A 26,583-nucleotide genomic window follows, 5' to 3' on the forward strand; every position below is an offset into this window, starting at 1 on the left:
GACCGCCGGGCTTTTCAGGCAATCGCGCGATCCGCAATGCTCTCCTCTTCCGTATCGGAGTTTTCCGCGTGCGGCAGGGTTTCGATAAAGAAGTCGAAGGGTCGCCGCGCCGTTTCCTTGACGCGATAGCGCAGAACATCTTTCACATCGTTTTTCGGCGTGAATGTCAGCACCATCGGCGCGGTGTCATAAAGTGCCGTTTCCTGCACGTAAGACGACGAGCAAATGATGACCTGATCGCCACGCTGGCAGGTGCGCGCCGCAGCGCCGTTCAGGATGCAGCATTTGGATCCGGCTTCGCCGAAAATCACGTAAGTCGAAATTCTGGCGCCGCTCTGCTTGTTCCAGATATCGACAAATTCAAGAGGTCTGATCCCGGCGAGATCACAATGCTCGGGATCAAGTGTGATGGATCCGTGATAATCGAGATCGGCTCCCGTTACGGTGATGCCGTGCAGCTTGGCTCTGACGATGCGTATCAAATGCGCCACTCCTCAACATGATTTCAAATTGTCGCATTCGACCGGCTGACAGCCTCAGTCTCTCCCAGGGATTGGCACTGGCGGCACCAATCGCCGGCTGCGACACTGCGCATTGCCGATCTTTGTCGGAATGACATCGGCGATCTTGCAGGTGTCCGCAAGTTCGATGAAATATTCGGAGGTTGCCTCTGCCAGCATGTGGAAAATGCCAGTCGTGCCGGACGGATTGGCATTGCGCGTGCGCGGTCGCCGGACGAGAACCGGCTGCGTTGCCCGCAGGATCATGCCCACGGAAAGACTTTTCGGGTCGACATTAAGAACGACCCCGCCGGTCCGCCCACGCCTACTCTGCAGCAGACCGTTTTTGACGAGAACAGCAACCACCCTCGCGGCATGATCTTTTGTGACCCCAAGCCGGTGCGCCAGCTTCCCCGTCGTATGGGCTTCCTCTGCCTCATGGACGAAGTTGGTCAGAATACCGATTGCGATCTCAGATTCTCTGGTCAGATACATTAGCTGTTCTCCTCACGCCGAGAAACGGAACGTGCAAGTTCCCTCTCGTAGTTTAGACGAGCAGCATGTGTCCTTTGGGACTTTGTCATATAAAAATATTGTGGCGGACAGCGGCGTCGTGAAGCTGGGATTTTCTGTCGGTGTCTCGAGTGCAGGTGAAATAATATATATTTCACAAAGTCTTAATGAAATTAGTCTCAGGATTTTTGGTGTCCACGAGAGGATTCGAACCTCCGACCCCAGGATTCATACCGCTTCGGCTTTCACCGCCGTTCCACCCGTTGTCAGGCAGAACGTTCGTGGTCTGGACTGTCCCTTCACCATGGGCCGAAGCCTTTAGGTGCTGCCCATCCAGTCTCTACACCTTCACCGGATTTCTCCGGAGCTTGGCTCGGGATTGGCATGCTGGAAGACCAGCGAAGCTTTCCCCGACTTTGAGCAGATCGATTGCGTCGTTTCCGGGCGCAACCCCCAATTTACCTTAGGAATCCTGTGCTCTATCCTGCTGAGCTACGTGGACACTGAATTGCTCTTTAACCTGACGATGCCTGCGGATCAACCGCGTTCTTCATCGCGGTTGATCTCTTCCTCGGCTTTCTTTGCTTCTGCCGGCAATCAACTCGTCAGGCGCTGTTCAGCCAGTTTCACCCAATAGGAAATACCATAGGCGATGGCCTCATCGTTGAAATCATAACCGGGATTGTGGAGGCCCGCCGAATCGCCGTTGCCGATGAAGATGAAGCAGCCCGGTCTTTCCTTCAGCATGAAGGAGAAATCCTCGCCCGCCATGGAAGGATCGACATCGGGATCGACATTCGGTTCGCCCACCACATCGCGCGCAACGAGGATGGCGTGGTCGGTTTCAGCGGCGTGATTGAAGGTCACCGGACAATAGCGCTCATAGACGACCTCGGCTTCCGCGCCGTTTGCAAGAGCGATACCTTCCGCCATCTGCTTGATGCGATCCTGCGCGAGATCGCGCACCGTTTCGTCGAGACTGCGTACCGTGCCGGCAATCAACGCCTCGTTGGGGATGATGTTGTGACTGGAGCCGGCCTGAAAGCGGGTAACGGAGACGACCACCGAACGGATCGGATCTGCATTGCGCGAGGCGATCATCTGCAGGTTGCCGACGATCTGCGCGCCGATGGTGATGGGATCGATGGTACGGTGCGGCTGGGCTGCATGACCGCCGCGGCCCTTGACGGTGATGGAGAATTTGTCCGGTGCGGCCATGATGCCGCCCTTGCGAATGGCGAAGGCGCCGAGCGGAATGCCCGGCATGTTGTGCATGCCATAAACCTCATTGATGCCGAAACGCTCCATCAGCCCGTCCTCGACCATGGCGAGCGCGCCTGCACCGCCTTCTTCCGCCGGCTGGAAGATGACTGCGATGGAGCCGGCGAAATTGCGAGTCTCGGCGAGATATTTGGCCGCGCCAAGCAGCATGGCCGTGTGGCCGTCATGGCCGCAGGCATGCATGGCGCCCGTGGTTTTCGACGCCCAGGGTTTGCCCGTTTCCTCAACGATGGGAAGAGCATCCATGTCTGCGCGAAAGCCGATGGTGCGATGACCCGGAAGATTGCCCCTGATGATGCCGACGACACCCGTGCGGCCGAGACCGGTCACGATTTCGTCAACGCCGAAAGATTTCAGCTTCTCCGCAACAAAAGCTGCGGTGTTGTCGACATCATACAAAATCTCTGGATTTTCATGCAGGTGATGCCGCCATTCGCTGACTTCCTGCTGGAGTTCGGCGGCTCTGTTCAAAATCGGCATTCGTTCATTCCTGGGTTCATCGGTACGGCGTGTCGTAAAACTCCATCCTCCATGGTGGATAGTGCGCCGCATAATTGACGTAATCAATGTACTTTGCCATTGCTAGGACATATATGGTGAATATTGCCATTCCCCGACTGAAGACGGGAATTCGAGGACCAGCCTTGCCACAGACTTTTAAATCGCCAAACGCCGCGCGCCGGCTTTCCGCAGCCATTGCCATCATGACCGCAGGCCTCGTTGCCGCGGCGCCCGCGGCAAATGCCAATCCGAAAATGGTTGTGGATGTCAAAACCGGCAAGGTGATTTCACACCAGGAAGCCTTCCGCAAATGGTATCCCGCCTCGCTCACGAAGCTGATGACCGCCTATATCGCCTTTTCGCAGATGAAGGCAGGCAAGATCAGCCCACAAACGGAAGTGGTGATGAGCAAGAAGGCCGCCGACCAGCCGGCCTCAAAAATGTACTTCAAGCCCGGACAGAAGCTGACCATGGACAGCGCGCTGAAGCTGCTGCTCATTAAATCCGCCAATGATATCGCTGTCGCAATTGCCGAGACCATCGGCGGCAACACGGATAATTTCGTGGCGCAGATGAATGCGCAGGCGCAGCGCCTCGGCATGAATTCCACACATTACGTGAACCCCAATGGTCTGCCGGGCAAGGGGCAATATACGACGGCCCGCGACCTTGCGCTGCTGGCATTGATCATCAAGCGGGAATTCCCCGAATATGCCCACTATTTCTCGCTGGAAGGTGTGACGACGGGCAAGAAGAATTATGCCAACTTCAACATGCTTGTCGGCCGCTTCGAGGGCGCCGATGGCATGAAGACGGGCTTCATATGCGCCTCCGGTTTCAACCAGGTGGCATCGGCCGTTCGCAACGGGCGCTCGGTCATCACCGTCGTTTTGGGTGCCGATAGCCTTGCCGGTCGAACCGATCAGTCGGCCGATCTTCTGCAGATGGGTCTGACCTCGCCTTCCGGTCAGGGTGTCTCGCTCGCCTCGCTCGCGCCCTATGGCGATACCGCAGAGGTCAACGATATCAGCGCTGAAATCTGCAACCCGAAGGCAGCCAAGGTGCGCAGCGAGGGTCGTGACGAGGCTGGCCGCATGGTCATCCATTCCCCCTATGTGCAGGAAATGACCAGGCCGCCGGAATATTCTTTTGCCGGGCTGATCCCCGGTAGCGAAACGGTCGCGGTCAATGCGCCGAAGGGTGCGGCAGCAAAGGGCCAACTGGCCAACGTTCCGATCCCGATCCCACGTCCGACGTTCTGACGGGGAGTAAGCGGGACGAGGGTGAGGCTCTCGGCCGCCATGCTGTTTGTCTATTCGCAGGTCGATAATGTTATGATATTACGGTGTCGCTCGTGGCTTTCAGCCTCGGGCGATTTCTTTTAGCTTCATGCTGTTGCGGGTCTGCGTCCTCGACCGATCACCCACAGCGGCAATCAACACACAGGCAAGACATGTCTCGCGATCGTATACCGGTTTCCATCATTACCGGGTTTCTCGGCGCCGGAAAATCGACGCTGCTCAACCGTCTTCTCAAAGACCCCGAAATGAACGATGCGGCGATCATCATCAATGAATTCGGCGATGTCAGCATCGATCATATGCTGGTTGAAAGTGCTGGTGAGGGAATCATTGAACTGGCGGAGGGCTGCCTCTGCTGCACGGTGCGTGGTGAGTTGGTGGATACGCTGGCGGAACTGATGGATGGTATCCAGACCGGCAAGCTGAAGCCGGTCAAGCGGGTGGTTATCGAGACCACCGGTCTTGCCGATCCCGCGCCCGTCATGCAGTCGATCATGGGCAATCCCGTCATTGCGCAGAGTTTCGTGCTGAACGGCATGGTCACAGTGGTGGACGCCGTCAACGGCTTGTCCACGCTCGACAATCACGAGGAGGCGGTGAAGCAGGCAGCTGTAGCCGATCGGCTGGTGATGACCAAGCAGGCGCTCGCCGATGCTTCCAAGATCGCAGCACTGACGGCACGCCTTGAGGCGCTCAACCCGCGCGCGACAATCGAGGGTGGCGATAAAACCGACTGGAGTGCTGCGGGGCTTCTCGACAATGGCCTTTACGATGTCTCCAGCAAAAATACCGATGTCGGCCGCTGGCTGGGGGAAGAGTCCGGTCATGATCATGACCATGACCACGATCACGGCCACGACCACGACCATCACCACCATCACGGCGACCACGATCATCACCATCATGATGTGAACCGGCATGACGCATCGATCCGGTCCTTCTCGATCATTCACGACAAGCCGATCGATCCGATGGCGATCGATATGTTTGTCGATCTACTGCGCTCGGCACATGGGGAAAAGCTTCTTCGTATGAAGGCCATCGTCAAGCTGTCGGATAATCCGGGCCGGCCTCTGGTGCTGCATGGGGTACAAAGCATTTTCCACCCGCCCGAACGCCTCTCGGCCTGGCCGGACCCGGCGGATCAGCGCACTCGCATGGTGCTGATTACGAAGGATTTGCCGGAGGCTTTCGTGAAAGACCTGTTTGCCGCCTTCACCGGCACACCGGGCATTGACCGGCCGGACAGGCAAGCGATGACGGACAATCCGCTGGCGGTTTCAGGGTTGCGGTTTTGAGGGAAGTGCTAGCGCAGGTAGATCTGGCGGGTGCGGTTTAACCCCCCTCTGCCCTGCCGGGCATCTCCCCCACAAGGGGGGAGATGGACAAGCGGCCTGCGCCGAATATCGTTATCAGACCGTTGAGACCGCAATAAATAGGTTTGCTAGTGACCGAACGGTTGCGTCGCACGATCTCCCCCCTTGAGGGGGAGATGTCCGGCAGGACAGAGGGGGGTATCCTTCGCGGTGCGCGAATTACCCGCCCTTCACAATCCGAAACCGATGCCCCTTATCCAGCGTAGTGGTTTCCACTAGGCTGTGCCCATCCTCATTGCACATATGCGCAATATCGATCACTGCCAGTGGATCGGTCGTCTCTACCGTCAAGACATCGCCAGCCTTAAGGGTGGCGAGCTTCTTGCGGCTTCTCAAAACTGGAAGGGGGCATTTAAGCCCCCTCAAATCATAAACGATTTCGGCCGTTTCGGTCATTCCTTGGCCCAGAACTTCCAGAATGGCTTCTTTTCGGGCGCTTCCGGTGCCGGGGCAGAGGAATAGGCGAGTGGGTTCATCGTGGGGACCGGGACGCTCTGCGTGGCACCGCCTGTATGGCCTGCTGTTGCGGGCGCGGCCGTTGCAACCATGGTCGGGGCAGCGGGCGCCGGGTTGGATTGTGGTGCGGTGGCGGGCTGGGCTGCAGAAGGACGCGGGCCGCGCAGCGCGGAGGCGGTTGCGGTCGTGGCCGGCGAGGATGACGTGACCTGCTGCGCCTTCTTTTCCATCAGCGCGGCATATTCCGTTTCCTTCATCAGCTTGCCGGCCTTCAGCGCCGAGCCGGTTGGGGCATAGGCGGGCTCACGGCCTTTGCGCTTTTCGGCAACCAGCGCTTTGCGCTCCGCCTCGCTCGGATCATACCAGGCCATGCCCTCATATTTCGACATAGCCTTTGCATAAGCGAGATCATAGGTTTTCTCGTAGCTCGAGAGCGCGCTGACAAGCGCGGGCGGTGTGCTCATGGCCGGGCATTGGCCTGACGCGTTGAAGCTTCCGCCTTCCGTCTGCTGATTGAAGACATATTTCTTCTCGCAGACATTCACTTCGGGCGGACGTTTGGTCACTTCGAAATTGTCGTAACCGACCTTCAGCATCTTCCAGAATTCGAGATGTTCGCTCTTGCGATGACGGGCCATGTTTTCCGCTGTCATGCGGAAGGGGAAGGCCTGCAGCTGAACGGTCTTCTGGCCGCCCTTGAAGGCATCCCGTGCGAAACCGTAGATTTCAAGAATCTGCGCATCCGTCATCGAATAGCAGCCCGACGATGAGCAGGCGCCATGGATCATCAGATTGGTGCCGTTGCGGCCATTGGCGGCATCGTAGCGGTTCGGGAAGCCGGTATTGATGGCGAGGTAATATTTCGAATTCGGGTTCAGATGGGCCGGCGTCAGGTTGTAGAAACCTTCGGGCGCCTGTCGGTCGCCTTCCTTCACTTTGGGGCCGAGTTTACCGGACCACGCGCAAATCTGGTATTCGGCGATCTTGTCGAAGCGGTTGTCCCGCTTGGCCTTCCAGATCTCCAGCGCACCTTCTTCCTTGAAGATGCGGATCATGATCGGCGAGGTACGATCCATGCCCTTTTTGTCGATCTCGGCCAGAATGGACGGAGACAAGGGGTAATCGACCTTGTTCTTGACGTGGGAAACGTCGCGTTCGACGGTTTCAAGCGTATCGTTGCAGCCGGTGAGAATAAGCGCGGTGCAGGCGAGAAGGGCAAAATGTGTCAAACGCATGATCTGATCCGAAAGACGATGGCACGAAATGGCGGCAGTTCTATACCGTTCCGTGTGCAATTTAAATACGGTATTAACCGTTTACATCTTCTTAACTCAAATCGGATCCGCGCCGCGGCCGCCGATACATCTGTTGATGTGACCGGACTATGGCCGAGTTGGGGCGACAGCGGCGGAAATTAAGGCCGCCTTAGAGGTTTCGACCGATATCCAGGAATTTCTGGCGGCGTTCGGCGCGCAGCTGCGTGCCAGAGCGCTGGGAAAGATCGGCCAGAGCCTTGGCGATAACGTCACCCGTCGCATTGATGACGGTTTCGGGAGCGCGGTGCGCGCCGCCGATCGGTTCCGGAATGATTCCGTCGATGACGCCGAGCGATTTCAAATCTTCCGAGGTGATCTTCATGTTGGTCGCGGCTTCCTTGGCGCGGGTAGAATCGCGCCAGAGGATGGAAGCGGCGCCTTCCGGCGAGATCACCGAATAGATGGCGTGTTCGAGCATGTAGACGCGGTTGCCTGTAGCGATCGCGATCGCGCCGCCCGAGCCGCCTTCGCCGATCACGACGGAGACGATCGGCACCTTCACGTTGAGGCACATTTCCGTCGAGCGGGCGATGGCTTCCGCCTGACCGCGCTCTTCAGCGCCGACGCCGGGATAAGCGCCGGCCGTATCGATGAGCGTGACGACCGGCAGCGAGAAGCGGTCAGCCAGTTCGAGAACGCGGATCGCCTTGCGGTAACCTTCCGGGCGCGGGCTGCCGAAATTGTGCTTCAGGCGGCTCTTGGTGTCATTGCCCTTTTCCTGGCCGATGATGGCGACGGGCTGGCCGTTAAAACGGGCAAGGCCAGCCTGAATGGCGGCGTCTTCGGAAAATTTGCGGTCGCCGGCAAGCGGCGTGAAATCTGTGAACAGCGCCTTGGCGTAATCGACGAAATGCGGACGCTGCGGGTGACGCGCGACCTGCGTTTTTTGCCAGGCGTTCAGCTTGGAATAGATGTCCTGCATCGCATCGTTGACGCGCGATTCCAGGCGGTTGATCTCCTCCGAGGTGTCTATGCTCTCGTCTTCATCGGCAAGCTTCTTAAGCTCGATGATCTTGCCTTCAAGGTCAGAGATAGGTTTTTCGAAGTCGAGATAATTGTGCATGAGATCCGTTTCCGATCGTTTTGCGCAAGGTTTGACCGTGTTATCCGGCGGTTCCGGTCGCTCTAATCAAGGTTTTTGCCCTGTTTGGCAAGGGGGTGATGTGTTTGTACCAGCTCTTGCAGGCGTTCTTCCAACACATGTGTATAGATTTGTGTCGTTGAAATGTCGGAATGGCCAAGCAGTTCCTGCACAGCACGCAGATCCGCACCGTTCTGCAGAAGGTGGCTGGCAAAGGCGTGGCGCAGCACGTGCGGTGACACTGCCGAGGGTGTGAGGCCCGCGCGCATGGCGATGTCCTTCAGGTCACGGGCGAAGACCTGACGGGGCAGATGGCCTTCCTTGCTGCTGGAAGGAAAGAGCCACGGGCTCTCCGTGGCTTCAGCCTTTTTCGGTGCCTTGCTTATTTCCGTCGCGACCGCCTTTCGGGCGGCTTCGTATTTTTCCATCGCCTCGATGGCGGCGCGGGAAAGAAGCACCATCCGGTCCTTGTTGCCCTTGCCGCGGATCATCAGGAAGCGGCCTTCCTGGCGCAGCACCTTGACGGGAAGTGACACGAGTTCGCTGACACGCATGCCGGTGGCATAAAGAAGCTCGAGCAGCAGATGCATGCGGATGCGGGCAAGCTGGCCGGGACCGGCCGTTGCGGCTTCCTGCGCCGCGAGGCCGAGAAGCCGGTTCACATCGGCGACGCTCATCGTTTTCGGCAGGGTAAGGCCTTTCCTGGGCGCATCGATGATGCCGGTCGGATCGTCACTGCGCAGCCCTTCCGAATAGAGAAAGCGATAAAACTGCCGCATGGATGAAAGGCGTCTCGCCTGCGAGGTCGCGGCGAAGCCTTGCGCAGAAAGATGGGTCAGATAGGCGGAAAGGTCCGATGTGGCGGCTTCTGTCAGAGACCGGCCGCGACTGCTCAGGAATTCGCGCAGGTCCATCAGGTCCCGCTCATAAGATGCGAGTGTGTTGGCGGCGGCACCCCGCTCGGCGCTCATCATTTCCAGAAAACTTTCGAGCCGTGCGCCGTCGCGCCCTCCCGCCGCCTGTCCGCTCATGGGGTGCGCCTCGCAGGCTCCGTCGATGGCGGATTCAACCGCTCGGAGGGAATGCGCACCGTCACCTCGCGGTCGCGCGGCTGAACGAACAGAACGAGCAGCACCATGCCGCCATAGATCAGCCCCGCGATGGTCGCCAGTATCATCGTGAAGCGGAAGAGGGTGGGCATGGCGGCTCCGTAAAGGTGGCGGTCAAAACGTATATGCGGTGCGGCGAAAGCGGCGACAAGATCAAAATGCCCGTTCAGCCCCAAGCCGCGTGCGGCGATCATTGTGATTCACCGCCATTCAGGCAGCAATTTGGCTTGACGCTTCGTAAACATTTGCAGATATCCATGCCAAACGGGCTTTCAAATCTATGAATGAAACGAATTTATCCGTCCCGGCCACACTCGGGGAGCAAGCGCGGGCAAAGCTCGGACGGCGAAACATCGTCTTCGTCGGGCTGATGGGGGCTGGAAAGTCGGCGGTGGGCCGTATGGTCGCCCAGCAGCTCAGGATTCCTTTCATTGATACGGATGTCGAAATCGAACGTGTGTCGCGCATGACGATTTCGGAGCTTTTCGCTACCTATGGTGAGGAAGAGTTTCGGGCTCTGGAGACACGGGTCATCAAGCGCCTGCTGCGCGGCGGTCCCAAGGTCGTCTCCACGGGTGGCGGCGCCTTCATCAACGACAATACCCGTGCCCATATCAGACGGGGTGGCATTTCGCTGTGGCTGAAAGCCGATCTCGAGGTTCTGTGGGAGAGGGTCAACAAGCGCGACCATCGTCCGTTGCTCAAGACTGAAAACCCCAAGGCAACGCTCGCTGCCCTGATGGAGAAACGCTACCCGATCTATGCGGAGGCGGATGTCACCATCGAATCCCGTGATGTCCGCAAGGAGATCATCGCGACCGAAGTGCTGACGGCTATTGCCGGCTTTAAACAGAGAGACTGACCACCATGACGCCTTCCGAAATCCATGCCGATGAACGTCTTGTCCATGTGCCGCTCGGCGAGCGCGCCTATGACATTCTGATCGGGCCGGGACTGATCGGCAGGGCGGGCGGCGAAATTTCGGCGCGGCTGAAGGGTCGCCGTGCGGCGATCATCACCGACAAGCATGTCGCGCCGCTTTATCTCGAAGGCCTGATGGACGGCTTGCAGACGGATGGCATCGAGGCTGTTTCGCTGACCTTGCCGGCTGGCGAAAAGACCAAGAGTTTCGAGCATCTCGTCACCGTCTGCGATGCGGTTCTGGCGGCACGGGTGGAGCGTAATGATGCGGTAATCGCGCTCGGCGGCGGCGTGATCGGCGATCTCGCCGGTTTTGCGGCCGGTATCGTCCGCCGCGGCGTCCGTTTCGTGCAGATACCGACCTCGCTTTTGGCGCAGGTCGATTCCTCCGTCGGCGGCAAGACCGGCATCAACACCCGCCATGGAAAGAACCTGATCGGTGTTTTCCACCAGCCCGATCTGGTTCTGGCCGATACGGCGGTGCTCGATACGCTCAGTCCGCGCGAGTTCCGCGCCGGCTACGCGGAAGTCGTCAAATACGGCCTGATCGACAAGCCGGATTTCTTCTTCTGGCTGGAAAAGAACTGCGATGACATCCGCACCGGCGGCCCGGCCCGCATTCAGGCGATTGCGACCAGCTGCCAGGCCAAGGCAGACGTGGTGGTGGCCGACGAAAAGGAAAACGGCGTACGCGCCCTTCTGAATCTCGGCCACACCTTCGGTCACGCACTGGAGGCGGCAACCAATTACGACAGCAAGCGCCTGGTACATGGCGAAGGCGTCGCCATCGGCATGGTGCTGGCGCACCAGTTCTCCGCCCGTCTCAACCTCGCAAGCCCTGACGATGCCGCGCGCGTCGAAGCGCATCTGAAGGCCGTTGGCCTGCCAACAACGATGAAAGATATTCCCGGCGAATTGCCGCCCGTCGAAACGCTGATGACGGCAATTGCGCAGGACAAGAAGGTCAAGGGCGGCAAACTCACCTTCATCCTCACCCATGGCATCGGCCAGTCCTTCGTGGCGGATGATGTGGCGGCGTCCGAGGTGCAGTCCTTCCTGTCGGAAAAACATCCGGGTTAAGGCCGCGAGACAAAGGAAGCCGTGCCTAGAACCGCACCGCTTCCCCCGGTGCCGCCGCCTCGATCGCCAGCGCATGCAACCCGGCGTCGAGTTCCGGCTTCAAAAGCGCGTTGATGGCCCGATGGCGATCGACGCGAGACTTGCCGGAAAAGCTTTCCGATACTATCTGAACACGCATATGCGTTTCGCCTGTGCCGGTCATATCTGGCTGGTGGCCCGCATGCATCTGGCTTTCATCGACGACCCTCAGGCGTTCCGGTGAAAAGCTTTCCCGAAGCTTGGTTTCTATGCGCTCTCGCAGAGACATTCGAAGGGCTCCAATTTTGTTTGTGGTCTTTGAAGGGGGCTCCCTAAAAGCCTGTAACATTCCACTTTGTCAATTCTTGTTGTGCGGCTTTTCGCACCCCATAATCAGGGCATCATGAAACTGGATTCGAAATATTTCGATCGCATCCGCACGCGCCGGAAAAGGGAGCGGGAACCTGAGGTTCAGGCCCCCACCTGCCAGTGGGATGGATGCGATAAACCGGGCGTTCACCGGGCACCTGTCGGCCGCAATGCCGAGGGGCAATTCTTCCTGTTCTGTTTTGAGCACGTGAAGGAGTATAATAAAGGCTATAATTATTTTTCCGGCCTCTCCGACAGCGAGATCGCCCGTTACCAGAAGGAAGCGATCACCGGCCATCGCCCCACCTGGACGGTGGGCGTCAACAAGACCGCCCGTGACAGCCCGCTGCATTCCACGCTGCGCTCCGGTTCGGCCAGCGGCAATGCCCGTATCCGTGACCCTTTCGGCTTTGCCGGCGGATTTGCGGGTGGCTCGAAGGCAGGCGGCACCCGAATGCAGCAGGACCGCAAATTGAAGACGCTGGAGGCAAAAGCCTTCGATACGCTCGGTCTTTCGTCCAGCGCAAAGCAGGAAGACATAAAAAGGCGCTATAAGGAGCTTGTCAAAAAGCACCATCCTGATGCTAATGGTGGCGATCGTGGTTCGGAAGAACGTTTTCGGGCTGTTGTTCAAGCATATCAATTGTTAAAGCAGTCAGGTTTCTGCTAAGCCAACTTATGTGTTTACCGCCTGATTGATGATGTGGCCGGGTGGCTGCCGCCCGCCTTGGAGACGTGATGAGCAAAATCGACCTTGATATTTCTAACCTGCCCGACACGACGGTGTCCGTGCGGGAGGTTTTCGGCATTGATACGGATCTGCGGGTTCCCGCCTATTCCCAGGGCGACGCCTATGTGCCGGACCTCGATCCCGACTATCTTTTCGACCGCGACACGACGCTCGCGATTCTTGCCGGTTTTGCTCACAACCGACGTGTCATGGTGTCCGGTTTCCACGGTACGGGTAAATCCACCCATATCGAGCAGGTTGCTGCCCGCCTCAACTGGCCCTGCGTGCGCGTCAACCTCGACAGCCATGTCAGCCGTATCGACCTTGTCGGCAAGGATGCCATCGTTCTGAAGGACGGCAAGCAGGTTACCGAATTCAAGGACGGCATCCTGCCCTGGGCCTACCAGCACAATGTCGCGCTCGTCTTCGACGAATACGACGCCGGTCGCCCGGACGTGATGTTCGTTATCCAGCGCGTGCTGGAATCCTCCGGCCGCCTGACCCTGCTCGACCAGAGCCGCGTTATCCGTCCTCACCCGGCGTTCCGTATTTTCGCGACCGCCAACACGGTCGGCCTTGGTGATACGACGGGCCTTTACCACGGCACGCAGCAGATCAACCAGGCGCAGATGGACCGCTGGTCCATCGTCACGACGCTGAACTACCTGCCGCATGAGCAGGAAGTGAATATCATCGCCGCCAAGGTGAAGAGCCTCGACAACCCGAAGGGACGCGAAACCGTTTCCAAGATGGTGCGCGTGGCCGATCTTACCCGTTCGGCTTTCGTCAATGGCGACCTTTCCACGGTTATGAGCCCGCGTACCGTCATCACTTGGGCGGAAAATGCGGAAATCTTCGGAGATCTCGCCTTTGCCTTCCGCGTGACCTTCCTCAACAAGTGCGACGAGCTGGAGCGCACGCTGGTTGCCGAGCAGTATCAGCGGGCCTTTGGCGTCGAGCTGAAGGAAAGCGCTGCGAACATCGTTCTCAGCGCCTGATCGTTCCCGGCTTGTCCGGAGACGATTTCGATGACTTGAAGACGCCTGCAGACCGCGCACATATCGTTGGGCGGTCTCCACGCGTCGGCAAATGACAGGAAAGACAATGGCAGCGCGCGGCGACAATTCCAGAGCAAAACCGGGTACGGCGGTCGATACGGAGCCGTTGCGTCAGGCGATTGCCGGATGTGTGCGATCCGTCGCTGGCGACGCCGAAGTCGAAGTCGTTTTCGCCAATGAACGGCCGGGTCTTGCCGGTGAGCGCATGCGCCTGCCGGAAATCTCCAAAAAGCCGACTGCGCAGGAAATTGCTATTACCCGTGGTCTCGGTGATTCCATGGCGCTGCGTCTTGCCTGCCATGATGCCGATACCCACGCCGTGATGTCGCCGCAGGGCGCTGAAGCGCGGCTGATCTTCGATGCTGTCGAACAGGCGCGCGTGGAATCGATCGGCGCGCTGCGCATGCCGGGCATGGCCTCCAACATCCAGGCCATGAACACGGAAAAATACGCTAAGGCCAATTTCGCCGGCATCACCAACAAGGACGACGCGCCGCTTGCCGAGGCTGTGGCGCTTCTGGTGCGCGAGAAGCTGACGGGTGAGAAGCCGCCGGAAAGCGCCGGCAGGGTTGTCGATCTGTGGCGCGATTTCATTGAGGACAAAGCCGCCGGCGACCTCAAGGATCTCTCCAGCGTCATCACCGACCAGAAGGCGTTTTCGCGTCTGGTGCGCAAGATGCTGACCTCCATGCAGATGGCGGAAGATTTCGGCGACGAGGATAACGAGCCTGAGAGCCAGGAGGCGGAATCCAACGAGGACCAGCCGCGCACCAACGAGACCGAAGAAGAGCAGGTCGAGGAAGAAGCCGGCTCCGATGCCACGCCCGCCGACGAGAACGAGGCCTCGCAGGAGGAGATGGAAGAAGGCGAGATGGACGGCGCCGAGATGTCGGACGAAGAGATGTCCGATGATCTCGACGAGGATTCCGAAACGCCCGGCGAGACCCGCCGTCCCAACAGCCCCTTCGATGATTTCAACGAGAAGGTTGATTACCGCATCTTCACGCAGGAATTTGACGAGGAAATCCACGCCGAGGAACTGTGCGACGAGGCCGAGCTTGATCGTCTGCGCGCCTTTCTCGACAAGCAGCTCGCCCATCTTCAGGGTGCCGTCGGACGACTGGCGAACCGGTTGCAGCGCCGCCTGATGGCGCAGCAGAACCGCTCCTGGGACTTTGACCTGGAAGAGGGCTATCTCGATCCTGCCCGCCTCGTCAGGCTTATTATCGATCCCATGCAGCCGCTTTCTTTCAAGAAAGAACGCGACACCAAGTTCCGGGATACCGTGGTTTCGCTCGTTATCGACAATTCCGGTTCGATGCGCGGTCGTCCTATCACCGTGGCCGCTACCTGCGCCGATATTCTGGCGCGCACGCTGGAACGGTCGGGCGTGAAGGTGGAGATCCTCGGCTTCACGACAAAGGCCTGGAAGGGCGGACAATCGCGCGAGCAATGGCTCGCCAACGGCAAGCCCGCTTCGCCGGGGCGCCTCAATGATTTGCGCCATATCATCTACAAGTCGGCGGATGCGCCTTGGCGGCGTTCGCGACGCAATCTTGGCCTGATGATGCGCGAGGGGCTGCTCAAGGAAAACATCGACGGCGAAGCGCTGATGTGGGCGCATAATCGTCTCATCGGCCGTCCCGAGCAGCGCAAGATCATGATGATGATCTCGGACGGTGCGCCGGTCGACGATTCGACCCTATCGGTCAATCCGGGCAACTATCTGGAGCGGCATCTGCGCGCCGTGATCGAGCAGATCGAGACACGGTCGCCGGTGGAACTGCTGGCAATCGGTATCGGCCATGACGTGACGCGTTATTATCGCCGCGCCGTGACCATCGTGGATGCCGACGAACTGGCCGGCGCGATGACCGAACAGCTCGCGGCTCTCTTCGAGGATACCAGCAGCGCCTCCGGTTCGTCCCGCAGGGTTCGCCGTGCGGGATAAGCGAGGCCGGCTTTCCTCCGCTTGCAAGCCTCTTCCGGCCGCCATTCTGGCGGCCGCCTTGCTATTTCCGGCTTCTATTGGCGCTTCGACCAACGACGTGCCGGTGAGTGCGCGTCTCCTGTCCTCTTTCGAAGTCGGCACCAGCGAAAAACGTTTTGGCAAGCTGGAATTTGTCGGCGGCATGGTGATGAGCGCGCCGGAAAAGCTGTTCGGGGCAATATCCTCCATCCGCTTTCGCACCAATGGGGAGGATTTTATTGCGGTGCTGGATACTGGCCATTGGCTGACGGGCAGAGTGACCCGTGACGCTGTCGGCGCGCTGTCTGGCCTTGCGGAAGTCCGTATCACCCCGATGCTGGATATGAGTGGTCGCGAACCGCCGCGCAAGATGGAGATGGATGCCGAAGGGCTGGCGCTGCGCGCTGGCAGGGTTTTCGTCAGCTACGAGCAACGCCACAGGATCGATATCTATTCAGATCCGGGCTTTGCCACGTCAAAGCCACTTGGCCGTCTGCCGCATCTAATCCCAAATAACGAGTTGCGCCACAATGGCGGCATGGAGGCGCTTGCTGTATCGCCGACCGATTCGCCGCTCGCCGGTGCACTGGTCGTGGTGGCCGAAAAAAGCATCGATGCGGATGGCAATCTTCTTGCCGCCATATTGGAGGGCCCGCTCAAGGGCACATTTGCCGTTACCCATCACCCGTCATTCGATGTGACGGATGGCGCTTTCCTGCCAAACGGCGATCTGCTGCTTCTTGAGCGGCGCTTCAACTTTGCCGAAGGTGTGGGCATGCGCATCCGCCGCATCAGCGGGGCCGATATCCGGCCGGGCGCCGTGGTGGATGGCGAAATTCTCATGGAAGCCGGCATGGCCTACCAGATCGACAATATGGAAGGCATGGATGTGGTCAAGGGGCCGGACGGTTCCACGCGCCTCATCATCGTTTCCGATGACAATCATTCGTTTCTGCAGCGCAACCTGATGCTGGAATTCAAGCTGGTGGAATAAAAAGCCCGCTCGCGCGGGCTTCCAATCGGCTTTTCACAGCACTTTTGCAGGCGGCATCGGCTTCAGTGTGTTCATCAGCGCGCCGTAGGGCAGGAGCATGACGAGGCCGACGAGAACCTTCACCGAGAGATCACCCAGAGCCCAGGAAATCCACCGAGGGGCCTCCAGAGCGAAGACGCCGAGCACCGGCGCGTTCTCGATGGCGAAGGCATCGTTGGGGCCGACGAAGGAGAAGCTTGCGGCAAAGGCGATGGAAAAGAACAGCGCGGTATCCAGCACCGAACCCAGCATGGAGCCGGCAAGGGGCGCATGCCACCAGCGCTGACGGCGCAGGCGGTTGAACACCGAAATATCCAGCAGTTGGCCGATCAGATAGGCGGTGCCGGAAGCAACCGCGATGCGGGGAATGGATGTCCAGAAGGACAGAGTGACGCCAACGACGAACCCGGCAAGCACCACGCGGCGCGCAACGGACGGACCGAACTGGCGGTTGGTCAGGTCGGTAACTAGGAAGGCGACCGGGTAGGTGAAGGCGCCCCAGGTCAGAAGGTCGGCGAGATTGATGCCAAACAGCGAGCCGGAAAGCGGGTATTGCACCAGAATATTCGATGCAACGACGACGAGCGTCATCAGCAGAACATAGATAAGCGTAAAGCGAAGATAAGGCATTTTTTTATCCTGGGTGATGCCACCAGTTGGAGCCACACATCAGGCTTTTCGAAACATCTCAATCGATTTTCGGAAAGTCAGATGCAAGTGAAATCTGAAACAAACAAAAGGCTTGAGCGGCATAAGCCATTCAAGCCCTCTGAATATCAGATGATGTTGAAGCCGCTATTAAGCAGCTTCAGCCGTCTTCTTGGCGATCTGGCGGCGCAGGAGACGAGCGCGCATGCTCAGTTCGTTTTCGCCGGACTTCAGAAGGAAGGCATCGAGACCGCCACGGTGTTCAACCGAGCGCAGAGCGGCTGCGGAAACACGCAGGCGGAAGCGCTGGCCGAGAGCATCGGAGATCAACGTAACCTGGCAAAGGTTCGGAAGGAACCTGCGCTTGGTCTTGTTGTTGGCGTGGCTGACGTTGTTGCCCGTCTGGACGCCCTTGCCGGTCAATTCGCATACACGGGACATGGGTACACCTATTTCGTTTCGTCTGTTTCACCACTGGCTCGCCACCGGCAAAACCGGGGTGGCAATCCAATTGGCCATGATTGGAAAGTTGCGGTTCTATAGTCAGACGAGACCAAACAGTCAAGCCGCTCGCAATCAAATCAAAGGAAATTCCGGCGTTTTCAACCGTCGTCCGCTTTTTTATTGCCACAAGTCAGCGTATATGATCGCCCGATAAGGCCGCTTCCGCGCCTCTTTTAAGGTGATATCGAAATGATTGCCAGAGGAAAAAGCATTTTCATGGCCGTGACAATGGCGTTTGCGGGCGTCTCCCCCTCGCTTGCCGCCGAAGCACGCCACACAAGCGAATACAGCATCAATCTCGGCATTTTGCCGATTGCCAAAGCGAGTTTCTCGACTCGCATGGATGGACCGAATTATTCGATCTCCGGTTCCTTCAGCGCCGCCGGCCTTGCCAGCATCCTGAAAGACATTTCCGGCAAGACGACGGTCTCGGGCGCCAAGCGCGGCCACCGGCTGCAGGCCAACGAATATTCGCTGGTCTACAAGGACGGCAAGCGCGTGCGCACCTATGACGTCGTTTATCGCAACGGCAACGTCACATCGACCACGGTGAAACCGGAGCCCAAGGCCCGGCCGGACAATTGGGTTGACGTGAAAGACCGCGACCTGCGCTCGGTTCTCGATCCAATTTCCGGTCTCATCATACCCTCGGGCGGCCGCATCTGCCCGACCCGTCTGCCGATCTATGACGGCGAATCGCGACTCGACCTCGTTTTGAGCTCCAGCGGCACCAAGCCTTTCAAGACGAACGGTTTCAGTGGTGACGCCATCGTCTGTAAGGCGCGTTACGTGCCGAAGTCGGGTTACCGGCAGGGACGCAAGGATATCGAATATCTGAAATCCATCTCGATGGAGATCTGGTTCGCCAAGTCGAACAATATGGATGTCTATGCGCCTGTCTATGCGATCATCCCAACGCGGGTGGGACAGGTTTATATCACCGCTACGAAATACGGCGGCTGACCGAAGCTGACGGTGGCGTAAGAAAAGCAGACGTTGCGGCGTATTTCTTCTCCCCGCCGGGGGGAAGGTGGCCCGAAGGGTCGGATGAGGGGGCTACGTTGACGATAGATCGAGAGCTTGCTCCCTCATCCCGCTGCCGCGGACTTCTCCCCGGCGGGGAGAAGAAACAAGTGGCATCCGCTCACCCCACTGACATAACTCAGGGAGTTACGGCGCATCACCCGGCGACCAGCCGGCGTCTGCCATAACGAAGCTCGAAAAGGCAAAGCCCGGCGAGACGGTGCAGCCGACGAGCGTGAAATCACCGAGGCTTTCCGCCGATTGCCAGCAATTGGCCGGCACGATCACCTGCGGGCGCTCACCCTCCAGAATGGCTGGGCCAAGCGTGAAGGTCTGCACCTCACGGCCATCCTGTGAAAGATGCAGAGCGATGGGCGCGCCGGCATAATAGTGCCACACCTCCACTGCATCGGTAACCCGATGCCAGTGCGAGCGGTCGCCCTTCTCCAGAAGGTAATAGATCGCCGTGGAATGCCCGCGCTCGCCGCCTGCCTTGTCGCGAAAAGTCTGGTGGTAAAACCCGCCCTCGGGATGCGGCTCCAGCCCCAGCTCACGAATGATGGCCTGCGCTGATATATCCGTTCCCATCAGAAATTGTCCTTACGCGTGCGAATTTCCGCGAAGACATCGGCATCGGCCGCCCCTTCAAGGCCGAGATGTCTGCGAATGCCGGCATCCGCCACGCGCATATAGGGATTGGTCTGTTTTTCGAGCCCGATTGTGGTGGGAATGGTGAACTCATTGGCCTGCCGCGCCGTCTCGACGCGGGCAGCGCGCTCCCGCAGCACTGCATTGTCGGGATCGACGGTCAACGCAAAGCGGGCATTGCTCAGCGTATATTCGTGGCCGAAATAGACCTTGGTTTCATCCGGCAGGGCCATCAGTTTCTGGAAGGAATGCCACATATCCGCGGCCGGGCGTTCAAACAGTCGGCCGCAGCCCATGGCAAACAAGGTGTCGGCGGCAAATAGCAGCCCGTCATCCGGCAGGTAATAACAGATGTGCCCCGCCGTATGGCCGGGCGTGGCGATGACCTGAACGCGGCGTCCGGCGAATTCGAATTCGTCGCCATCGGCCTGTGAACGGTCGAGGCCCGGTATGGCCACGGCTTCGTCATAGGGGCCGTGAATTTCGCACTGAAACTTGTCCTTCAACGCCAGATTGGCTTCCACATGGTCAAGATGGTGGTGGGTGGTGAAGATATGCGTCAGTTTCCAGCCATGGCCGTCCAGAGCGTGCAGGATGGGCCCTTCTTCCGGTGCATCAATGGCTGCCGTCGCCCCGCTTTCGGGATCGTGGAGGAGCACTCCGAAATTGTCACTGCGGCAAAGAAAGACGTCTATTTCCAAAGGTTTCATAGTATCCTCTCCATTTGCCGGCCAACACCGGCGCATTCGCCTGCCTGACTGTCCCAACTGATTTCCAATGTAAGGGCAGACGCCTTGAAGTCCAACCGCCTGATGCTACATTCTCGCCCATGAATACCGATATCGTCGATCTGCGCGAATTCTATCACTCTCCGCTTGGCCGCTCGGCCGAGCAGGCGATCACCATGGCGCTTTCGACGCTGTGGCCGGCTTTGCCGGAGGAACGACTGGTCGGCCTCGGTTATGCCGTGCCGTTTCTGGAGCGGTTCCGCCACGATACGGAGCGCACTTTCGCTTTCATGCCCGCGGGGCAGGGCGCCGTGAACTGGCCGGCGGGCGAGCTTTCATCCACCGCGCTGGTGTTTGACGAGGAGCTGCCGCTACCCGATTCGTCGATAGATCGGGTCCTGATGGTGCATGCGCTGGAATTTGCCGAAAATCCGCGTGAAAGTTTGAAGGAACTGTGGCGGGTGCTGGCGCCGGGCGGCCGCCTGGTTATTGTGGTGCCGAACCGGCGCGGCGTCTGGGCGCGCATGGAACATACACCTTTCGGTTCCGGCCGGCCCTATTCGCGGGGGCAGCTGACAGCGCTTTTGCGCGAAACCAATTTCACGCCGGGCGCCACCGCCGAGGCGCTGTTCTTCCCGCCCACCACGAGCCGGCCGGTGCTGAAATTCCGCCGTTATCTCGAACATACCGGCCGCCGGCTCTGGCCGCTGTTTTCCGGTGTCATCGTGGTGGAAGCGCAAAAACGTCTCTATCAGGGATTGCCCGTGACCCAGCGCGCCTCGCGCCGCGTTTTTGTGCCGGTGCTGGCTCCGCAGGGCGTGCCCACCACCCGCACTGCCGCAAGCCAAGGAAAGCCGCGCTGACCCTCGACAAAGCGGCCATTCCGGTCTAATGCCTCCGGCATTGCTGTTGCCGGGTTACCCGGCGTTTTTCCAAAGGTCGATCAAATGAGTGCAGAGCTTAGCCAACCTGTTCCGCGTCCGGGTATTCTGGATATCGCCGCTTATGTTCCCGGCAAGGAACATGTGGATGGCGTTGCGAAGGTTTATAAGCTCTCCTCCAATGAAACGCCGCTTGGGCCGAGCCCGAAGGCGATCGAGGCTTTCGGTACGGCGGCCAGCCATCTGGAAATCTATCCGGACGGGCAGGCGATCGCGCTGCGCCAGGCGATTGCCGACGTGCACGGTCTCAATATCGCGAACATCATGTGCGGCAACGGCTCTGACGAGCTTCTAGGCCTGCTTTGCCACGTCTACCTCGGTGCAGGCGATGAAGCGATCATCACCGAACACGGTTTCCTCGTCTACAAGATCCAGATCATGGGTGCGGGCGCGACACCGGTGACGGTGAAGGAAAAGGATTGCGCTGTCGATGTGGATGCGATCCTCGCCGCCGTGACGCCGAAGACCAAGATGGTGTTCATCGCCAATCCCGGCAATCCCACCGGCACCTATGTTCCGGTTGCGGAAATCCGCCGCCTGCAGGCCGGTCTGCCGAAACATGTTCTGCTGGTGCTGGATGCGGCCTATGCCGAATATGTGCGCAAGAACGACTATGAGGCCGGGCTGGAGCTCGTTTCCGGCAACCGCAACGTGGTGATGACCCGCACCTTCTCGAAGGTCTATGGCCTCGCTGCCCTGCGCGTGGGCTGGATGTATGGTCCGGCCGCCGTCATCGATGCGCTGAACCGCGTGCGCGGTCCGTTTAACATGAGCGCACCGGCCATCGCGGCTGGTGCCGCTGCCATCCGCGATCAGGCTTTCGTCGAAAAGGCAGTGGCGCACAACACGCTGTGGATGGAAAAGTTGGTAACGACCTTCACCAGCCTTGGCCTCACCGTCACGCCCTCCGTCACCAACTTCATCCTCATCCATTTCCCGGATCAGGACGGCAAGCGGGCAACGGATGCAGACGAGTTCCTGAGCCGCCGCGGTTATATTCTGCGTGCAGTGCGCGGTTATGGTTTCCCGAATGCGCTTAGAATGACCGTCGGTTCCGAGGAGGCAAATCTCGGCGTCATCGATGCTCTTACCGAGTTCATGGGGCAGGCGTGATGGCTGAATTCATGTTTGAACGCATCGCGCTGATCGGCATCGGTCTGATCGGCTCGTCGATTGCCCGCGATATCAAGGAACTGGGACTTGCTCGCCATGTGGTGATTTCCACCCGCAGTGAAGATACGCTGAAACGGGCGGAAGAACTGGGGCTCGGTACGGATTATACCGTTTCGGCGGCGGAGGCGGTCAAGGAAGCCGATCTCGTCATCGTTTCGGTGCCGGTCGGCGCTTCGGAGAGCGTTGCGCAGCAGATTGCGCCGCATCTAAAACCCGGCACCATTGTCACTGATGTCGGCTCCACCAAGGCCTCCGTCATTGCGCAGATGGCGCCGCATATGCCTGACAATGTGCATTTCATTCCGGGCCATCCGCTGGCGGGTACGGAAAAATCCGGCCCGGATGCGGGTTTTGCCGGTCTCTTCCGTGATCGATGGTGCATTTTTACGCCTTTGCCGGGCACGGATGCGCAGGCGCTGGAAAAGCTGAAGGATTTCTGGCGGGCGCTTGGTTCGCGGGTGGACGAAATGGATGCCGAGCACCACGACAAGGTTCTGGCGATCGTTTCGCATCTGCCGCATATCATCGCCTATAACATCGTCGGCACGGCGGATGATCTGGAAACGGTGACCGAATCGGAAGTCATCAAATATTCCGCTTCCGGTTTCCGTGACTTCACCCGTCTGGCGGCGTCTGATCCCACCATGTGGCGCGATGTCTGCCTGCATAACAAGGACGCCATCCTTGAAATGCTGGCACGGTTTTCCGAAGATCTCGCCTCCCTGCAAAGGGCGATCCGGTGGGGAGAAGGCGATAAGCTGTTCGAATTGTTTTCCCGCACCCGCGCCATCCGCCGCTCCATCGTTCAGGCCGGTCAGGATGTGGATGCACCCGACTTTGGTCGCCATGCGCTGGATCAGAAGAAGTAAATCGCCGCTGGTAACAGTCATGGCCGGATTTGATCCGGCCATCAGACCGCTGGCAAAGTGTCAAAGCTTTGATTTCGTCATCCTTGGGCTTGTCCCAAGGATCTAAATACATCAACACAAACAATCGGTTGCAGACCCTCGGGACAAGCCCGAGGATGACGTCGAATATGGGGCTAAACGTCAAATAGGCGGGATTTTCCCAAGCGGGATGAACCCGCTGATCGTGACACGGCCACGGTCCACCACCAGATCGACGGATGCCCTGTCGCTGCCACCGGCGAGCGCGCGGAGCAGCTTGCGGGCCGTATCGATGGTGGATTGCAGCTGCGGGAAGGCCTGCTTGGCATTATCAGACCACGCGCCAAGCTTTTCGATCTCAAGCTTGAACTGGCCGGAGAGATAACCTTCGTTGTCGAATGAGAAGGGGCCGGTGATGCGCATCGTGCGGCCGTCGCCGATATCCGCAACCAGGCGGCGGAGTTCACCGCTTGTGCCATAAAGGCCGGATTTATCGCTTCCATCCACCATGCCCGCCTTACCGGCCAGCGTCACATCGAGAATGGCGTCGAGGCGCGGAAGAACCTGTGGCCAGTCCTTGATGACGGTCGCCGAATCGGTGAGCGTGATCGCGCCATCGAGATCGGCGCCGTTCTGGCGCAGATGCATTTCCGTCTTGACGGCATCGAAGTCGATGGTCTGGCCGGTGACGGAGGAAACCGCCTGCGCTTTCAGCCCGTCGATGACGAGCGAGCTGCGGTCGATGCCCTTCAGCTTGGTGACGATGCTCGACTGCATGTTCTTCCAGGTCGCCGAAATCGCTAGACCGTGGGCAGAGCGGATTTCCGCGGGCGAATCGAGCTCCCAGACGATATGACCTGGATTATAGACCTGCGCCGCCGAGCGAAGTTCGCCGAAGGAGGCGGAGACACCGTTCTGGCTGTCGTCCACAGTCACCTTGGAGCAGAAAAGGCCGATGCGAAAGGGGTAACCCTTGAAAGCGATATCGCCGCATTCGCCGCTGACGCTGCGGGCCTGCGAGGGGGAGATGACGTTCAGGACCGTCTGCTTCAATTTTTCCGCGGCGTAAAACCACCCCGCCGTATAAAGTCCTATGACCACCAGAATGGCGATGGCGAGCCAGAGGAATTTTTTGGCCGTGCCGGATTGGCTTGACGCTGCCATATTGATCTCCGATGAACAGACTTCAGGGAATTTTGATTTGGCTTGGGATATGGACGATTTTTGGGTCTTTGGCTACGGTTCGTTGATGTGGAACCCCGGCTTTGCCTTCGAGGAGAGGCAGCAGGCGCGGCTGCACGGTTATCGGCGCTCGCTCTGCATCAGTTCCAATTTTTACAGAGGCACGGAAGAAAAGCCCGGCCTCGTCCTCGGTCTGGAACGCGGCGGCTCCTGCCTCGGTGTCGCTTTCCGCGTGCGCGGACAGGACCGTGATCCCGTCATGGCCTATCTGCGCGAGCGGGAACTGGTGACGAATGTCTACAAGGAGCGGGTGGTTTCCATCGCGCTGTCAGATGGCAGGCGCGGCAGTGCCGTGACCTATGTGGCCGATCCCGCGCATGAGCAATATATCGGCGGTCTCGGTGTCGCTGAATCGGCCACCATCATCGCGGCTGCAACGGGGCGTTCCGGGCCGAACACGGACTATGTCTTCAACACCGTGCAGCATCTACAGGAGATGGGCATTCGCGACTCGCTGCTGGAAAGCATCGCCGCGCGTGTGGGTACGCTTTCGGCTCAGCCAGCCGTTGTTTCCTTGCCCTGAAGTTCGGCAATCCGCTTCACGGCGGTTGGTGGCAGCGGCAAATGTGGGTTGTTGCGCGCCGTTTCCAAAAGCAACTCGTCGCTCGCCTTTTCTGTGACCTCGATCAGGCGCTTGAAGAACACATCGGGGTCGAGCCCAGGTTCGATGGCGGGCAGGATACGCACCTTGAAATGGCCGGGATAACGCATGGTCGACCGGCGCGGCCAGAACAGGCCGGGATGCATGGCGACGGGAATGACCGGCACCTGAAGGTCACGGTAAAGCCTTGCGATGCCGTAACGATATTCAGGCTCCGCACCCGGCGGGCGGCGTGTGCCTTCGGGATAGATGATGAGTTCGCGGCCTTCGGCCATTTCCTCTTTCGCCCGCTCCATCACTTTCAGCATCACCTTGCCGCGCGCGGCCCGGTTGACCGGGATCATACGCTGTTTCATGGCGTACCAGCCGAACAGCGGAATCCACAAAAGTTCGCGCTTCAGAATATAGACGGGATCGGGAAGATTGGGCAGCAGCGCATAGGTGTCCCAGAAGGACTGATGTTTTGGCGCGAAGATGCAGCCGGTCTCGGGAATGTTTTCCAGCCCTTCGATTTCGAAGGTGGTGCCGACAATGGTCTTCATCAGCCAATGGTTGGATCGAGCCCAGTTCTTGGGAATCTCATAGGCGATCTTGCGCGGCAGGATGAAATAGATCGGCGTCAGCACGATCATGCGCACAATCAGGTTGATATAAAACAGCGTATTGAAAAGAAAAGAGCGCAGCTTGAGCATCAACAGCCTTCCCGGGATGCAGCCGTTCCGAAACGTTGAGCGTCTCGATGCCGGATGCCAATGCCAGACGCCTACACGAAAACACGGGGCCGCAGCAAGCGTGTTTCTGGAGGCTTATGAGGAAGCTGCCGTGACTTTCGGTGCCGTGTGATCGGTTGTGGCTTTGCGCAGGCCGTCACCCTTGCCAAAGCCGGTGAGGTCACGTCCGGCCGCCGCCACGAACTTCAGATATTCGTAAAGCAGAGTACGCACCACATCCGGCTCCACAAACCAGTTCGTCCGGGCGAGATCGGCGCTAATGACGGGATAGGCGATGAATTCCGTCTGCGGGCTGGCGTTGCGCAATTCATGCAGGCTGCGGTGCATGTGATAATTATTGGTGACGACGACAATGGAGGCGTAGTTGTGATCGCGTATCCAGCTTGCCGCCTCATTGGCGTTGCCGATCGTGTCTATCGCTTTGTAGCCCATGTCCACGCAGCAGGTGAACATGTCGGAAGACCCTTGGGTCATCTTGCGGATTTGCGAGCGGGTAGTGGCGGGATTGACGCCTGATATCAAAAGCCTCTTCCCCACACCATCCCGCAGCAGACCGACAGCTTGTTCAATGCGCTGATAGCCGCCAGTCAGAACAATGATCGCATCGCCCTTCGCGCTCTCCGGCGGGCGCATGGAAGCGACAGAATCGGCAAACCAAAGGAAGCCGCCTGAAAAAATGCCGAGAAGAACGACGCAGAGCAGGATGAGACCGCGAATAAAACGGCGCAACGGACCACGCCGCGACAACAGGCCCTTTCGGACCGGCCGCGCCGTCGTCTGATCCTGGTCCATCCGACTCACAAACATTCCTCCTGAATACTCGCCGATTAAGGCAAGGAACAGGC

At 58.9% G+C, this 26,583-nt stretch carries 29 protein-coding genes; 13 read left to right on the forward strand and 16 right to left on the reverse strand.

Annotation, left to right across the window (positions count from 1 at the left end):
• Nucleotides 1-14: 14 nt before the first annotated feature.
• The 3 genes from panD to ACFVTJ_RS10940 form a co-directional block, all read right to left on the reverse strand.
• The gene (gene panD / locus ACFVTJ_RS10930) at nt 15-482 is read right to left on the reverse strand and encodes an aspartate 1-decarboxylase (protein WP_386907222.1); all 468 of its coding nucleotides are present in this window, start codon (nt 480-482) and stop codon (nt 15-17) included.
• 54 nt (nt 483-536) lie between these two features.
• Nucleotides 537-995 carry an Rrf2 family transcriptional regulator gene (locus ACFVTJ_RS10935; RefSeq protein WP_386907224.1) on the reverse strand — a complete coding sequence of 153 codons (459 nt, stop codon included), beginning with the start codon at nt 993-995 and terminating at the stop codon, nt 537-539.
• A 615-nt stretch (nt 996-1,610) separates the two neighbouring features.
• Nucleotides 1,611-2,774, reverse strand: a complete 1,164-nt coding sequence (locus tag ACFVTJ_RS10940) for a M20 aminoacylase family protein (protein WP_386907228.1) — start codon at nt 2,772-2,774, stop codon at nt 1,611-1,613.
• Between the two features lie 224 nt (nt 2,775-2,998).
• Here ACFVTJ_RS10940 and ACFVTJ_RS10945 point away from each other — a divergent pair, with 224 nt between their 5' ends.
• Entirely contained in the window at nt 2,999-4,057 is a 1,059-nt protein-coding gene (locus tag ACFVTJ_RS10945) for a D-alanyl-D-alanine carboxypeptidase family protein (RefSeq protein ID WP_386908021.1), read from the forward strand.
• A gap of 191 nt (nt 4,058-4,248) precedes the next feature.
• Nucleotides 4,249-5,394, forward strand: coding sequence for a CobW family GTP-binding protein (locus tag ACFVTJ_RS10950; RefSeq protein WP_386907230.1), 1,146 nt, complete (start codon nt 4,249-4,251; stop codon nt 5,392-5,394).
• A 237-nt stretch (nt 5,395-5,631) separates the two neighbouring features.
• Here the strand turns inward: ACFVTJ_RS10950 and ACFVTJ_RS10955 are convergent, their stop codons facing one another.
• The 5 genes from ACFVTJ_RS10955 to ACFVTJ_RS10975 form a co-directional block, all read right to left on the reverse strand.
• Complete coding sequence (locus ACFVTJ_RS10955; RefSeq protein WP_386907232.1) at nt 5,632-5,868, reverse strand: sulfurtransferase TusA family protein; 237 nt, start codon at nt 5,866-5,868, stop codon at nt 5,632-5,634.
• On the reverse strand, nt 5,865-7,163 hold the full coding sequence (locus tag ACFVTJ_RS10960) for a L,D-transpeptidase family protein (protein WP_386907234.1): 1,299 nt from the start codon (nt 7,161-7,163) through the stop codon (nt 5,865-5,867). The genes ACFVTJ_RS10955 and ACFVTJ_RS10960 overlap by 4 nt, the downstream gene beginning before the upstream one ends.
• Nucleotides 7,164-7,353: 190 nt before the next feature.
• A complete protein-coding gene (locus tag ACFVTJ_RS10965) occupies nt 7,354-8,307 on the reverse strand; it encodes an acetyl-CoA carboxylase carboxyltransferase subunit alpha (protein WP_112356437.1) in 954 nt (317 codons plus the stop codon).
• A gap of 62 nt (nt 8,308-8,369) precedes the next feature.
• Nucleotides 8,370-9,356 (reverse strand): site-specific tyrosine recombinase XerD, encoded by a 987-nt coding sequence (xerD, locus tag ACFVTJ_RS10970; RefSeq protein ID WP_386907237.1) that lies wholly within the window; start codon nt 9,354-9,356, stop codon nt 8,370-8,372.
• The gene (locus tag ACFVTJ_RS10975; protein WP_386908023.1) at nt 9,353-9,526 is read right to left on the reverse strand and encodes a histidine kinase; all 174 of its coding nucleotides are present in this window, start codon (nt 9,524-9,526) and stop codon (nt 9,353-9,355) included. Before ACFVTJ_RS10975 ends, xerD begins: the two co-directional genes overlap by 4 nt.
• Nucleotides 9,527-9,714: 188 nt before the next feature.
• Between ACFVTJ_RS10975 and ACFVTJ_RS10980 the strand changes: the two genes are divergently transcribed.
• Together ACFVTJ_RS10980 and aroB are read left to right on the forward strand one after the other, a co-directional pair.
• Nucleotides 9,715-10,296: a shikimate kinase gene (locus tag ACFVTJ_RS10980; RefSeq protein WP_386907239.1), complete on the forward strand. Its 582-nt coding sequence runs from the start codon at nt 9,715-9,717 to the stop codon at nt 10,294-10,296.
• A gap of 5 nt (nt 10,297-10,301) precedes the next feature.
• Entirely contained in the window at nt 10,302-11,435 is a 1,134-nt protein-coding gene (aroB, locus tag ACFVTJ_RS10985; protein ID WP_386907240.1) for a 3-dehydroquinate synthase, read from the forward strand.
• Between the two features lie 25 nt (nt 11,436-11,460).
• Here aroB and ACFVTJ_RS10990 read toward each other — a convergent pair whose 3' ends face one another.
• The gene (locus ACFVTJ_RS10990) at nt 11,461-11,742 is read right to left on the reverse strand and encodes a BolA family protein (protein WP_386907242.1); all 282 of its coding nucleotides are present in this window, start codon (nt 11,740-11,742) and stop codon (nt 11,461-11,463) included.
• 114 nt (nt 11,743-11,856) lie between these two features.
• Here ACFVTJ_RS10990 and ACFVTJ_RS10995 point away from each other — a divergent pair, with 114 nt between their 5' ends.
• The 4 genes from ACFVTJ_RS10995 (at nt 11,857) to ACFVTJ_RS11010 (ending at nt 16,573) form a co-directional block, all read left to right on the forward strand.
• Nucleotides 11,857-12,492, forward strand: coding sequence for a J domain-containing protein (locus ACFVTJ_RS10995; RefSeq protein WP_386907244.1), 636 nt, complete (start codon nt 11,857-11,859; stop codon nt 12,490-12,492).
• A 68-nt stretch (nt 12,493-12,560) separates the two neighbouring features.
• Entirely contained in the window at nt 12,561-13,550 is a 990-nt protein-coding gene (gene cobS / locus ACFVTJ_RS11000; protein WP_003509875.1) for a cobaltochelatase subunit CobS, read from the forward strand.
• Nucleotides 13,551-13,656: 106 nt separating this feature from the next.
• Nucleotides 13,657-15,561, forward strand: coding sequence for a cobaltochelatase subunit CobT (gene cobT / locus ACFVTJ_RS11005; RefSeq protein ID WP_386907247.1), 1,905 nt, complete (start codon nt 13,657-13,659; stop codon nt 15,559-15,561).
• Complete coding sequence (locus tag ACFVTJ_RS11010) at nt 15,551-16,573, forward strand: esterase-like activity of phytase family protein (RefSeq protein WP_386907249.1); 1,023 nt, start codon at nt 15,551-15,553, stop codon at nt 16,571-16,573. Before cobT ends, ACFVTJ_RS11010 begins: the two co-directional genes overlap by 11 nt.
• A gap of 33 nt (nt 16,574-16,606) precedes the next feature.
• Here the strand turns inward: ACFVTJ_RS11010 and ACFVTJ_RS11015 are convergent, their stop codons facing one another.
• Together ACFVTJ_RS11015 and rpmB are read right to left on the reverse strand one after the other, a co-directional pair.
• Complete coding sequence (locus ACFVTJ_RS11015) at nt 16,607-17,242, reverse strand: queuosine precursor transporter (protein WP_207590274.1); 636 nt, start codon at nt 17,240-17,242, stop codon at nt 16,607-16,609.
• 168 nt (nt 17,243-17,410) lie between these two features.
• Nucleotides 17,411-17,701 carry a 50S ribosomal protein L28 gene (gene rpmB, locus ACFVTJ_RS11020; protein ID WP_003509888.1) on the reverse strand — a complete coding sequence of 97 codons (291 nt, stop codon included), beginning with the start codon at nt 17,699-17,701 and terminating at the stop codon, nt 17,411-17,413.
• 252 nt (nt 17,702-17,953) lie between these two features.
• Between rpmB and ACFVTJ_RS11025 the strand changes: the two genes are divergently transcribed.
• Complete coding sequence (locus ACFVTJ_RS11025) at nt 17,954-18,727, forward strand: DUF3108 domain-containing protein (RefSeq protein ID WP_386907252.1); 774 nt, start codon at nt 17,954-17,956, stop codon at nt 18,725-18,727.
• Between the two features lie 207 nt (nt 18,728-18,934).
• Here ACFVTJ_RS11025 and ACFVTJ_RS11030 read toward each other — a convergent pair whose 3' ends face one another.
• Both ACFVTJ_RS11030 and gloB read right to left on the reverse strand, forming a co-directional pair.
• Nucleotides 18,935-19,375 (reverse strand): cupin domain-containing protein, encoded by a 441-nt coding sequence (locus tag ACFVTJ_RS11030; protein ID WP_386907254.1) that lies wholly within the window; start codon nt 19,373-19,375, stop codon nt 18,935-18,937.
• On the reverse strand, nt 19,375-20,145 hold the full coding sequence (gloB, locus tag ACFVTJ_RS11035; protein WP_386907256.1) for a hydroxyacylglutathione hydrolase: 771 nt from the start codon (nt 20,143-20,145) through the stop codon (nt 19,375-19,377). Before gloB ends, ACFVTJ_RS11030 begins: the two co-directional genes overlap by 1 nt.
• 119 nt (nt 20,146-20,264) lie before the next feature.
• Between gloB and ACFVTJ_RS11040 the strand changes: the two genes are divergently transcribed.
• From ACFVTJ_RS11040 to ACFVTJ_RS11050, 3 genes are all read left to right on the forward strand, one after another.
• Nucleotides 20,265-21,026, forward strand: coding sequence for a class I SAM-dependent methyltransferase (locus ACFVTJ_RS11040; RefSeq protein WP_386907258.1), 762 nt, complete (start codon nt 20,265-20,267; stop codon nt 21,024-21,026).
• A gap of 84 nt (nt 21,027-21,110) precedes the next feature.
• Complete coding sequence (gene hisC, locus ACFVTJ_RS11045) at nt 21,111-22,217, forward strand: histidinol-phosphate transaminase (RefSeq protein WP_386907260.1); 1,107 nt, start codon at nt 21,111-21,113, stop codon at nt 22,215-22,217.
• On the forward strand, nt 22,217-23,146 hold the full coding sequence (locus ACFVTJ_RS11050) for a prephenate/arogenate dehydrogenase family protein (protein ID WP_386907262.1): 930 nt from the start codon (nt 22,217-22,219) through the stop codon (nt 23,144-23,146). The genes hisC and ACFVTJ_RS11050 overlap by 1 nt, the downstream gene beginning before the upstream one ends.
• 180 nt (nt 23,147-23,326) lie before the next feature.
• On the opposite strand, the gene ACFVTJ_RS11055 is transcribed toward ACFVTJ_RS11050, so the two are convergent.
• Nucleotides 23,327-24,328, reverse strand: coding sequence for a DUF2125 domain-containing protein (locus tag ACFVTJ_RS11055; RefSeq protein WP_386907264.1), 1,002 nt, complete (start codon nt 24,326-24,328; stop codon nt 23,327-23,329).
• Between the two features lie 49 nt (nt 24,329-24,377).
• Between ACFVTJ_RS11055 and ACFVTJ_RS11060 the strand changes: the two genes are divergently transcribed.
• A complete protein-coding gene (locus tag ACFVTJ_RS11060; protein WP_386907266.1) occupies nt 24,378-24,929 on the forward strand; it encodes a gamma-glutamylcyclotransferase in 552 nt (183 codons plus the stop codon).
• Here ACFVTJ_RS11060 and ACFVTJ_RS11065 read toward each other — a convergent pair.
• Both ACFVTJ_RS11065 and ACFVTJ_RS11070 read right to left on the reverse strand, forming a co-directional pair.
• Nucleotides 24,902-25,699: a lysophospholipid acyltransferase family protein gene (locus ACFVTJ_RS11065; protein ID WP_386907268.1), complete on the reverse strand. Its 798-nt coding sequence runs from the start codon at nt 25,697-25,699 to the stop codon at nt 24,902-24,904. The genes ACFVTJ_RS11060 and ACFVTJ_RS11065 overlap by 28 nt on opposite strands.
• 114 nt (nt 25,700-25,813) lie before the next feature.
• Nucleotides 25,814-26,530, reverse strand: coding sequence for a YdcF family protein (locus ACFVTJ_RS11070; protein ID WP_386908025.1), 717 nt, complete (start codon nt 26,528-26,530; stop codon nt 25,814-25,816).
• Nucleotides 26,531-26,583: the final 53 nt, after the last annotated feature.

Source organism: Agrobacterium sp. NPDC058088 (assembly GCF_042885035.1).
Classification (GTDB): domain Bacteria; phylum Pseudomonadota; class Alphaproteobacteria; order Rhizobiales; family Rhizobiaceae; genus Agrobacterium.